The sequence below is a fragment of the Phreatobacter sp. genome (genome assembly GCF_030691135.1).
GTDB lineage: Bacteria > Pseudomonadota > Alphaproteobacteria > Rhizobiales > Phreatobacteraceae > Phreatobacter.
On sequence record NZ_JAUYFA010000048.1, the window covers coordinates 1 to 10300 of the forward strand.

Genomic DNA, 10300 nt, shown 5'->3' on the forward strand with positions numbered 1-10300 from the left:
CGACACGGCGGCGGCGAGGATCGGCGCTGTCTGGGGGACGGCGGCCTGCGGCGCCGGGGCCGCGACGACCGTCACGCTGGATGCCGAGGCGACCTGGGCCGGACCACTGGCGCGGGCGACGACGGTGGTGGCCGCGGGGGCGGCATCACGCAGGGCGGGCCTCGCCACCGGCAGCGGCACCGCCGCCATGGTCACCGGCGCGGCGGCAGGCTGCGGCGACGTCGCCTGCGGCATCGACCCAGCCTGGATGATGGGCGCCGCTGCGGTCGAGGGATCGGGCTGGCGCAGGTCCGGGTTCTGCGCGGCCTGCACCGGCGTCTCCTGCCGGAACAGGCCGAAGGCCGGAGCCTGGGCGGCGGCGACCTGGACCGGTACTGCCTGAACCTGGGAGGCCTGAACCTGAACCGCCGGGGCCTGTGTCCGCGGCGCCGGATCGGGCGCCGCCTGCGGCGTGGTCGAGGCGATCATCGTCGGGGTGACGTGCTGCGGGCGCGGCGCCGGCCGGCCGTCCGTGCGCAAGGTGGCGAGCAGGATGCGGTCGTCGGAGCCCTCGACCGAAGCGCGGCCGATATAGTCCACCCTGACCCGGGCGAGACCCTGGCCGCGGAAGTTCAGCATGTTGGACGCGCGCTGCGACAGGTCGATCACGCGGTTGCCGTGGAACGGCCCGCGGTCGTTGACGCGCACGATCAGCGAATGGCCGTTGGACATGTTGGTGACGCGGGCATAGCTCGGCATCGGCATGGTGCGGTGGGCGGCCGACAGCATGTGCATGTTGTAGACTTCGCCGTTGGCGGTCAGGCGGCCGTGGAACTGGCGCCCGTACCACGAGGCGATCCCTGTCTCCGTATGGCCTTCGCGCTTCTCGAAGGGCGTGTAGCGACGCCCGGCGACCGTGTAAGGCCTGCCGACGCGATAGGAACCGCCGCCGCGCGGCACGGGACGACCCTCTTCGACGACACGGGGGCTGGAGCTGACGCCATAGCGGGCATTGAAACGGTCGACTGCCGGGGCGCCGCCCGTGGACGCGGTCTGGCTGTTGCAGCCACCGAGAAAGAGGCCGATGCCGCAAAGTGCCGAACAGGCGAGAAGCCTCGCGCGGGTCGCCGAAGGAACGGCGATCTGGCGCGATCCCTCGCTCGTCGCTGTATGGGTCAAGCCGGTTGCTCCATGCCGCATGCCGCGGGAGTCTTCGCCCGCATTTCGCCGGCTGTCATACCTGACGTTGGCGTGAGGTTCCAGTGTCGGGGAAATTGAGACGAATTCGTGGCGCAGGCCATCATGTGGCCCGGAGATGGTTGAGGCGGGATTAAGCGGGGACGGGCGAGCCTGACGACTGGACGCCGGCTCTCCCGTCGCCAGACCTCGACGCGGGCTTGCCGATCCGGGCCGGACCATGCGCAGATGGCAGGGCGTTGCCGGTCCGTTATCCTCGGACCTGCCCTGACCCCACCGACCAGGACAGGTCGCATGTTCGGCATCATGGCCCTCCTCGCCTTCACCCTGCCCTGGGTGCTGCTGCCCGCAATGGCGGTGCTGATCTGGCTGTTGCGCGCCCGGCGTCTGCGCGCCGTGCTGGCTCTGGCGGCCATGATGCTCGCCGCGCTGCCGCACCTGCGCGAGGTTCTCTACGCGATCGGCCTCGGGCTGCCCTATCCGGGCGAGGAATCGACGGCGCTGGCCGGCAGCTTTCGTGCGCTGCTCAGCGCCGCAGAGGGCTTTGCCTGGCCCCTTCTCGGCCTTGCGGCTTTGTCGGCGGCCTTGCTGTCATGGCCATTGCCGGACAGGTCAGGCACGCGGGTTCTGGCCTTTATCGTGGTGGTCGGCCTGACGGTTTCGGCGGCAATGGTCTGGACGTTCACCGGCTTGCGGTTCAACTGAGCCCTCGCCCGTCCACCGCTGCAGAGCGGCTCTCCTGTCGGGAGGCGATGAAGCCGGGATCGAAACGGACCGTGCCAAGCTTCGAGACAGGTACCCGGAAACTGGCGGAGAGGGTGAGATTCGAACTCACGGTGGGCTTGCACCCACGGCGGTTTTCAAGACCGCTGCCTTAAACCACTCGGCCACCTCTCCGGGGCGTCGCCGCCGGTCCTGCTGTCTAGGGCCAGCGAGGCCGCGGCGTCAACGCGGCGGCGGTCACCGGCAGCCGCCGGCTCTGAACCGGCGCGACAATTCTCAGCCCCAACCCCGCAAACGAAAACCCCGCCGCCCTGATGGGCGACGGAGCTGGTCTCGCAGCGCCAGGGGCCTGATCAGAAGCGGCAGACGCGCTCACCCCAGCGATTGATCCAGCAGCGGCGCACCGGACGGAAGGGGCGCTGGCCATAGAAACCGTAGGGACGGTAGGGACGATAAGGGCGATAGTGCCGGAAATGCCGGCGGCGCGGGCGTCCATAGCCGTAGCCGTAGCCGCCCCACTGCATTTCCAGCGGCGCAGCGGCAGCCGGGACGGCGGCAGTCGAGGTGGCGGGAGCCGCCGTGGCGGCGGTCGAACCGAAGGCGCCGGCGACAACCGCGCCGCCCGCGAGGGAGAGGAAGAAAGTGCGACGATCCATGTGAAACCTCCGTGGACTACACGTCACCGAAACTGCCCCGGTTCAGTTGAACGCGCGATGAACCACAAGGCACGGAATGGGTTCATCGGCAGGAGGCTCTTACCGTTTTCGTGGCAATTCGCAGCTTTTGGACGCGGCAGGCCGGGTCTTCGCCGCTCCATCCCCCTGCCCGATCGTCCGGCATGATCGCCCTGTCGCGCGGCGGCGCCCGAGGCCTTGCTTGTCCAAACACGCGCTTTCGCCTATTGCCCAGCCTTGCCGCCGCGACGAGACCCGATGACCGCCAGCACCGCCCTGCCCCCGACCGTTCCGCCGAGTGACCGCGCCGCGCCGAAGATCTCCTTCGTGTCGCTCGGCTGCCCCAAGGCGCTCGTCGATTCCGAACGCATCATCACGCGGCTCCGGGCCGAGGGCTACGAGCTGTCGCGCAGCCATCAGGGCGCCGATCTCGTCGTCGTCAACACCTGCGGCTTCCTCGATTCGGCCAAGGCGGAAAGCCTCGCCGCCATCGGCGACGCGCTGAAGGAGAACGGCCGCGTCATCGTCACCGGCTGCATGGGCGCCGAGCCCGAGCAGATCCGCGCCGCCCACCCCTCGGTGCTCGCCATCACCGGCCCGCAGCAGTATGAGAGCGTGATGACGGCCGTCCATCAGGCGGCGCCGCCGAAGCACGATCCCTTCCTCGACCTGGTGCCGCCGCAGGGCATCAAGCTGACGCCGCGCCACTACGCCTATCTGAAGATTTCCGAGGGCTGCAACAACCGCTGCACCTTCTGCATCATCCCGAAGCTGCGCGGCGATCTCGTCTCGCGCCCGCTCGGCGAGGTGATGCGCGAGGCGGAGAAGCTGGTGGCCGCCGGCGTCAAGGAGCTGCTGGTCGTCAGCCAGGACACCTCCGCCTACGGCATCGACGTGAAATATGCCGAGAGCCAGTGGCGCGACCGCACCTGGCGGACGAAGTTCCTCGACCTGTCGCAGGCGCTCGGCGAGCTCGGCGTCTGGGTGCGCATGCAATATGTCTACCCCTACCCGCATGTCGACGAGGTCATCCCGCTGATGGCCGAGGGCAAGATTCTCCCCTATATCGACATTCCCTTCCAGCACGCCCATCCCGACGTTCTCAGGCGCATGAAGCGCCCGGCACATCAGGAAAAGACTGCGGAGCGCATCCGCCGCTGGCGCGAGATCTGCCCGGACCTGACCATCCGCTCCACCTTCATCGTCGGCTTTCCCGGCGAGACCGAAGAGGAGTTCGAGTTCCTGCTCGACTGGCTCGACGAGGTCGGCCTCGACCGGGTCGGCTGCTTCAAATACGAGCCGGTGGCCGGCGCCACCTCCAACAGCCTCGAAGGCCATGTGCCGCCCGAGGTGATGGAGCGCCGCTGGCACCGCTTCATGAAGAAGCAGGCCGAGATTTCCGCGCGGCGGATCCGCAGGAAGGTCGGCACGCGTCAGCAGGTGCTGATCGACGAGGTCGGGCCGACGGTCGTCAAGGCGCGTTCGAAGGGCGACGCTCCGGAGATCGACGGCTCGGTCTTCATCCACACGAAGCGCAAGCTCGCCGTGGGTGAACTCGTCACGGTGAAGATCGACCGGGCCAGCGAATACGACCTCTTCGCGAGCTTGTGATCGTCCGGCGGGACGGCGCTTTTGCCAAGGATTAACCCTTTTCTGGGCATGATATCTCCGTGGTTTGCGTGAGGCGTGGGTGCCGTCGCGGCCGGGTGGTGCAGTGCGGCAACAGTCGCCGCGCCTTTCGCCCGGCCTCACGGTTTCGTCATGTTTGGCGCCCGCCTGCGGTGTTACGAGCCGCCCATTGTTCACGAAGACGATGCGACATGCATTTCCCGCGCGGGGCGGGAACCTTCGACGCAGCGTCTGGTTCTGAGGCTTATGATGACGATCGACCGACGTTTCTTTGTTCTGGGTGCCCCTTTCATCCTGGGCGCCTGCACCACCCGCCGCGAGGAGCTGGTGCTCGAGACGCCGCGCTTCGACCCCTATTACGTCGCCATGTATGCCGAGGTGCAGGGCGAGCCGCATCCGGTTCCCGCCATCGACCTGTCGAAGGTCGACGAGCGCTGGTGGCGGCGTGAGGTGGCCTATCGCGGCCGCGAAAATCCCGGCACGATCGTCGTCGATCCGGACGCGCGCTATGCCTATCTCGTCCTCGAGGGCAGCCGCGCCATGCGCTACGGCGTCGGCGTCGGCAAGGAAGAGGGCTTCAACCTCACCGGCATCGCCTCGATCGGCCGCAAGGCCGCCTGGCCGCGCTGGACCCCCACCCGCGACATGATCCGCCGCGAGCCCGAGCGCTACGGCCCCGTCGCCGCCGGCATGCCGGGCGGCGCCGACAATCCGCTCGGCCCCCGCGCCCTCTACCTCTACCGCGGCAACCGCGACACGCTGTACCGCCTGCACGGCACGACGGAGCCCTGGACGATCGGGACGCAGGTCTCCTCGGGCTGCATCCGCTTCCTCAACCAGGACATCATCGACCTTTTCGGTCGCGTGCCGGTGGGTTCCACGGCCATCGTCCTGCCGTCGGGCCAGAGCGTCACCAGCTGAGGCTGCGACGGCCCGGACAGCTGCCCCATCGACGACCCGAAGGCCGGCCTCGCGCCGGCCTTTTTGCGTGAGCGCACCGCCGGGTTCGCCGGCGCCCCGCAGCATCCCGACGACCGCCGCCGGCGAAGCGGCAAGCGCGGCGAGCGCCAGAAGGGCGCAGACGATCCCGATGATGATCCCGGCCATGGCGGCTCCTCCCTTCAGAGCCGCTGCAGGATAGGGCCTGCCCGGCTTTCGAGGATAAGTCGCGGCCGAAAAAATGCGCCGTAGGACGCCGGACCCGGCGCCAATCCAGCAAAGACGCGGCTTCACCGCGTCAAAAAAATCGCTGCCGGGCCGGGACGGCGCCGGGTTGTCCCCGCTCCGAAATGCGGCGTGGCCATTCATCAGGCGTGCTGATGAGATAATAATCCGTGCGGATCAATTTCCCATCACGATCATTGATCAGGTGTGGACGACACGTCCATAGGCGTCGAGGACGCTCTCGTGCATCATTTCCGACAGGGTCGGATGCGGGAAGACGGTGTGAATCAATTCCTCTTCCGTCGTCTCGCAGTTCATGGCGACGACGAAGCCTTGGATCAGCTCGGTCACTTCGGCGCCGATCATGTGGGCGCCGATGAGCTTGCCGGTCTTGGCATCGAAGATGGTCTTCACCAGACCCTCGGGTTCGCCCAGCGCAATGGCCTTGCCGTTGCCCATGAAGGGGAAGCGGCCGACCTTCAGGCTGTAGCCGGCTTCCTTCGCCTTGGCCTCGGTGAGGCCGACGGAGGCCACCTGCGGATGGCAATAGGTGCAGCCGGGGATCATCGCCTTGTCCATGGCGTGGGTGTGGAGCCCCTTGATCGTCTCGACGCAGATGACGCCCTCGTGCTCGGCCTTGTGGGCCAGCATCGGCGGCCCCGCCACATCGCCGATCGCGTAGATGCCGGGCACATTGGTGCGGCCGTGGCCATCCGTCTTCACCGTGCCGCGGTCCATGGCGACGCCGAGCGCCTCGAGGCCAAGACCTTCGACATTGCCGACCACGCCGACGGCGGAGATCATCCGCTCGGCGGTGATGGTCCGGTTGGCGCCCTTCTCGTCCTCGACGGTCGCCGTGACGGAATTGGCGCCCTTCTCGACCTTGGTCACCTTGGTCGATGTGAGGATCGTCATGCCCTGCTTCTCGAAGCGCTTGCGGGCATGGGCCGAGATTTCGGCATCCTCCACCGGCATGATCTGCGGCAGGACCTCGACCACCGTCACCTCGGCGCCCATCGTGCGGTAGAAGGAGGCGAATTCGATGCCGATTGCGCCCGAGCCCATGACGATGAGGCTCTTGGGCATGGCCTCCGGCTTCATGGCCTCGAAATAGGTCCAGATCAGCTTGCCGTCGGGCTCGATGCCCGGCAGGACGCGCGGCCGCGCCCCGGTGGCGACGATGATGTGCTTCGCCTGATAGGTTCCTGCCCCCAGCGTTCCCTTCGGCGGGGGCACCTGCGGCTGCACGGCGGGCTTGGCGGTCGCCGCGACGACCACCTGCCCGGCCCTGGCGATCTTCGCCTCGCCCCAGATGACGTCGATCTTGTTCTTCTTCATCAGGAAGCCGATGCCGCCGTTGAGCTGGGCGGAGACGCCGCGCGAGCGCTTCACCACCGCCGCCATGTCGACGTTCATCGTGCCGTTCAGCGTCAGGCCGTAGTCCTTGGCATGGGTGGCGTAGTGGTAGATCTCGGCTGAGCGCAGCAGCGCCTTGGTCGGGATGCAGCCCCAGTTGAGGCAGATGCCGCCGAGATGCTCGCGTTCGACGACGGCCGTCTTCAGGCCGAGCTGGGCGGCGCGGATGGCCGCGACATAGCCGCCGGGGCCGCCGCCGATGACGATGATGTCGTAGGTGGACATGGATGACGCCTTTCGTGGGCTCTCGGTCACAGGAACGACAGGCGCGCCGTCCGGGCGCAGTCCTCGTTCATCTCTCCAAACAGGGTGTCGGCCTCGCCATAGGCCTTGTCGAAGGCCTGGCGGGGCTGTCGGTGGGTGTCGCGGGCAATCGCCAGCAGCTTCCAGGACAGCTGCGTGTAGCGTTCGCGGATGGCGTCGTCGCGGAAGTTGGCGAGGAAGGTGCCGAGCGCGCCGAAGCGGAACACGCCCGCCTCCAGTTCGCGCTGGGCCAGAGCATCGGCTGGTTCGGAACCACGGCCCGGAGCGGTCACAGCCTCATGCATGGCATAGGTCCGCATCTTGATCTGGAAATAGGCGTCGATGATGTCGCGGCAGGTGCGCAGATATTCGGCGCGGATGACGTTGCGCTGCACGACGTCGAGATTGCGCGAATAATTGTAGCTCTGGAAGAAGGACGAGGCCATGGCGAGCACGGCGACCACGATCGACACATAGGTCAGTCGCGACGCGCCGCGCATCGCGCTTCCTCCTCAGACCAGCATGCCGATCGGGTTCTCGATATAGCCGCGGAAGGCCGCCATCAGCTCGGCGCCGAGCGCCCCGTCCACGGCGCGGTGGTCGGTGGAGAGCGTCACGCTCATGACGGTGGCCACCGCCGGTGCGTCGTTCTTCACCACGACGCGCTTCTCGCCGGCGCCAACGGCGAGGATCGTCGCATGCGGCGGGTTGATGACGGCGGCGAAGTCCTTGATGCCGAACATGCCGAGGTTGGACACGGCGGACGAGCCGCCCTGGTACTCCTCCGGCTTCAGCTTGCGGTTGCGGGCCCGGGCCGCCAGGTCCTTCATCTCGTTGGAGATGACCGAGACCGGCTTGTGGCAGGCATCGCGGATGACCGGCGTGATGAGGCCGCCGGGGATCGAGACGGCGACGCCGATATCGGCGTGCTGGTGCTTGAGCATGGCGCCGTCGGTCCAGGTGACATTGGCATCCGGCACGGCGCGCAGCGACAGGGCCAGCGCCTTGATGACGAGGTCGTTGACCGAGAGCTTGTAGGCCGGCTTGCCGTCGCGAACGGGGGCCGCCTTGTTGATCTGCTCGCGCAGCGCCAGCAGGGCGTCGAGTTCGCAGTCGATCGTCAGGTAGAAATGCGGGATCGTCGTCTTCGCTTCCGTCAGGCGGCGGGCGATCACCTTGCGCATGTTGTCGTGCGGGATCTCCTCGTAGGAGCCCGGCGCGAAGAGCTTCTTGACCTGCTCGTCGGAGGGGCCGGAGACCGCGACAGGCTTCGCCGCCGCTGCAGGGGCGGCAGCGGGAGCCGGCGCCGCCTTGGCCGTACCACCGGCGGCGGCGGCCTTGACGTCACGCTCGACGATGCGGCCGTGCGGACCGGTGCCGGCTACCTTCGACAGATCGATGCCCTCGAGGCCGGCGATGCGCTTCGCCAGCGGCGAGGCGAAGAGGCGGATGCCGGAAGCGGCCGCGGCGATGCTGGCCGGCGCCAGCGGCAGGACCGCAGCAGGGGCCAGAGTCTTTGCCGAAGCGGCAGCGGGAGCCGGAGCGGCGGCCGGAACGGGTTTGGCCCCTGCCCCGCCGGCTGCGGCCTTCACGTCCTCGCCGTCGGCGGCGATGACGGCGATGAGCTGGTTCACCGGCACGTCCTGCGAGCCCTCCGGCACAAGGATCTTCGCGAGGATGCCCTCATCCACCGCCTCGACCTCCATGGTCGCCTTGTCGGTCTCGATCTCGGCGATAACGTCACCGGCCTTGATGGTGTCGCCTTCCTTCTTCAGCCACTTCGCGAGGTTCCCCTTCTCCATGGTCGGGGACAGCGCGGGCATCAGGATGTCGATGGGCATGGTCGGTGCTCCGGACGGGGCCGTTAGCTGATGGCGGTTGTGGTGCCCGGATCGGTCGGGCTGTCGAGTTCGGCGTCCAGCATGTTGCGGATGCGGTCGAGGGTCAGGTCCTCGGAGGCGCCGGTCTCCATGGCGTGGATGCGGGCGACGTGCCGGGCGATGTCGGCGAGCACCATCCCCCAGGCCTGGGCGTCGTCGAAGGCACGGCGCACCGAGATGTGCAGGCCCCCGTCGACGATGGCAGCGCGTACGATCTCGACGCCGCCCTGTTCGAGGGCGGCAGGGGGAATCGCGAGGGCGTCGAAGGGGAGCGTCATCGCCGCCTCTGCCTCACTTGTAGGTCACGGCCTTGACGGCCTCGATCACGTCGGCGACCGAGGGCAGCGCGAGCTTTTCGAGATTGGCGGCATAGGGCATGGGCACGTCCTTGCCGGAGACGCGGGCGGGCGGCGCGTCGAGATAGTCGAAGGCGCGCTCCACCACCCGGGCCGAGATCTCGGCGCCGACGCCGGACTGTTGCCAGCCCTCCTCCACCGTGACGATGCGGCCGGTCTTCATCACCGAGGCGATGATGGTCTCGGTATCGAGCGGGCGCAGCGAGCGCAGGTCGATGACCTCGGCGTCGATGCCGAGCTTCTCCAGCTCCGCGGCCGCCTTGGTGGCATAGGTCATGCCGATGGACCAGGCGACGATCGTCACGTCCCGGCCCGGCCGGTGGATGCGCGCCTTGCCGATGGGCAGCACGAAATCATCGAGCTTCGGCACCTCGAAGCTCTGGCCGTAGAGGATCTCGTTCTCGAGGAAGATGACCGGGTTGGGATCGCGGATGGCGGCCTTCAGGAGGCCCTTGGCGTCGGCGGCCGTATAGGGCGCGACGACCTTGAGGCCGGGAATATGCGAGTACCAGGCCGAATAGTCCTGGCTGTGCTGGGCTGCGACGCGGGCGGCGGCGCCATTGGGGCCGCGGAAGACGATGGGGCAGCCCATCTGGCCGCCGGACATATAGAGGGTCTTGGCCGCCGAATTGATGATCTGGTCGATCGCCTGCATGGCGAAGTTGAAGGTCATGAACTCGACGATGGGTTTCAGGCCCGTGAAGGCTGCGCCGACGCCGATGCCGGCGAACCCGTGCTCTGTGATCGGCGTGTCGATGACGCGGCGGGCGCCGAATTCCTGCAGCAGCCCCTGCGTGATTTTGTAGGCGCCCTGGTACTCGGCGACTTCCTCGCCCATGACGAAGACGGCCTCGTCCTGGCGCATCTCCTCGGCCATGGCGTCGCGCAGGGCCTCGCGCACCGTCATGGTGACCATCTCGGTGCCGGCGGGAACGTCCGGGTCGGCGGCGACGCTGGCCTGCGGCGCGGCGGCGATGACGGCAGGGGCGGCCGGCGGGGCGGCCTCGGCGGCCGGTTGCACCTTGGCGGCCGGCGCCGG

Annotated in this window: 10 protein-coding genes and 1 tRNA gene; 3 read left to right on the plus strand and 8 right to left on the minus strand. The window is 68.1% G+C overall.

The window, feature by feature from the left end; translation table 11 throughout:
• Window positions 1-1158 (minus strand): septal ring lytic transglycosylase RlpA family protein (locus Q8O26_RS08045; RefSeq protein WP_305574987.1); only part of this gene is annotated, 1158 nt, incomplete at its 3' end.
• A gap of 312 nt (window positions 1159-1470) precedes the next feature.
• On the opposite strand from Q8O26_RS08045, the gene Q8O26_RS08050 reads away from it, so the two are divergent.
• Window positions 1471-1881, plus strand: a complete 411-nt coding sequence (locus Q8O26_RS08050; protein WP_305574988.1) for a hypothetical protein — start codon at window positions 1471-1473, stop codon at window positions 1879-1881.
• Window positions 1882-1983: 102 nt separating this feature from the next.
• On the opposite strand, the gene Q8O26_RS08055 is transcribed toward Q8O26_RS08050, so the two are convergent.
• Both Q8O26_RS08055 and Q8O26_RS08060 read right to left on the minus strand, forming a co-directional pair.
• Window positions 1984-2073 (minus strand) — tRNA-Ser (locus Q8O26_RS08055).
• Between the two features lie 179 nt (window positions 2074-2252).
• Window positions 2253-2555 carry a hypothetical protein gene (locus tag Q8O26_RS08060; protein WP_305574989.1) on the minus strand — a complete coding sequence of 101 codons (303 nt, stop codon included), beginning with the start codon at window positions 2553-2555 and terminating at the stop codon, window positions 2253-2255.
• Between the two features lie 276 nt (window positions 2556-2831).
• On the opposite strand from Q8O26_RS08060, the gene rimO reads away from it, so the two are divergent.
• Together rimO and Q8O26_RS08070 are read left to right on the plus strand one after the other, a co-directional pair.
• On the plus strand, window positions 2832-4184 hold the full coding sequence (gene rimO, locus Q8O26_RS08065) for a 30S ribosomal protein S12 methylthiotransferase RimO (protein ID WP_305574990.1): 1353 nt from the start codon (window positions 2832-2834) through the stop codon (window positions 4182-4184).
• A gap of 267 nt (window positions 4185-4451) precedes the next feature.
• Entirely contained in the window at window positions 4452-5123 is a 672-nt protein-coding gene (locus tag Q8O26_RS08070) for a L,D-transpeptidase (protein ID WP_305574991.1), read from the plus strand.
• Between the two features lie 444 nt (window positions 5124-5567).
• Here the strand turns inward: Q8O26_RS08070 and lpdA are convergent, their stop codons facing one another.
• The 5 genes from lpdA to Q8O26_RS08095 form a co-directional block, all read right to left on the minus strand.
• A complete protein-coding gene (gene lpdA, locus Q8O26_RS08075; RefSeq protein ID WP_305574992.1) occupies window positions 5568-7007 on the minus strand; it encodes a dihydrolipoyl dehydrogenase in 1440 nt (479 codons plus the stop codon).
• Window positions 7008-7033: 26 nt separating this feature from the next.
• Complete coding sequence (locus tag Q8O26_RS08080) at window positions 7034-7525, minus strand: hypothetical protein (protein WP_305574993.1); 492 nt, start codon at window positions 7523-7525, stop codon at window positions 7034-7036.
• 12 nt (window positions 7526-7537) lie between these two features.
• Window positions 7538-8866 carry a pyruvate dehydrogenase complex dihydrolipoamide acetyltransferase gene (locus Q8O26_RS08085; protein ID WP_305574994.1) on the minus strand — a complete coding sequence of 443 codons (1329 nt, stop codon included), beginning with the start codon at window positions 8864-8866 and terminating at the stop codon, window positions 7538-7540.
• 23 nt (window positions 8867-8889) lie between these two features.
• Window positions 8890-9183: a DUF5076 domain-containing protein gene (locus tag Q8O26_RS08090; protein ID WP_305574995.1), complete on the minus strand. Its 294-nt coding sequence runs from the start codon at window positions 9181-9183 to the stop codon at window positions 8890-8892.
• 13 nt (window positions 9184-9196) lie between these two features.
• Window positions 9197-10300, minus strand: a 1104-nt coding sequence (locus Q8O26_RS08095; protein ID WP_305574996.1) for a pyruvate dehydrogenase complex E1 component subunit beta, incomplete at its 5' end; no start/stop codon positions are given.

Coding starts and splice junctions, on each gene's coding strand:
- Q8O26_RS08070 (WP_305574991.1), top strand. CDS start 4,452: ATGACGATCGACCGACGTTTCTTTGTTCTGGGTGCCCCTTTCATCCTG.
- rimO (WP_305574990.1), top strand. CDS start 2,832: ATGACCGCCAGCACCGCCCTGCCCCCGACCGTTCCGCCGAGTGACCGC.
- Q8O26_RS08085 (WP_305574994.1), bottom strand. CDS start 8,866: ATGCCCATCGACATCCTGATGCCCGCGCTGTCCCCGACCATGGAGAAG.
- Q8O26_RS08090 (WP_305574995.1), bottom strand. CDS start 9,183: ATGACGCTCCCCTTCGACGCCCTCGCGATTCCCCCTGCCGCCCTCGAA.
- Q8O26_RS08080 (WP_305574993.1), bottom strand. CDS start 7,525: ATGCGCGGCGCGTCGCGACTGACCTATGTGTCGATCGTGGTCGCCGTG.
- Q8O26_RS08050 (WP_305574988.1), top strand. CDS start 1,471: ATGTTCGGCATCATGGCCCTCCTCGCCTTCACCCTGCCCTGGGTGCTG.
- Q8O26_RS08060 (WP_305574989.1), bottom strand. CDS start 2,555: ATGGATCGTCGCACTTTCTTCCTCTCCCTCGCGGGCGGCGCGGTTGTC.
- lpdA (WP_305574992.1), bottom strand. CDS start 7,007: ATGTCCACCTACGACATCATCGTCATCGGCGGCGGCCCCGGCGGCTAT.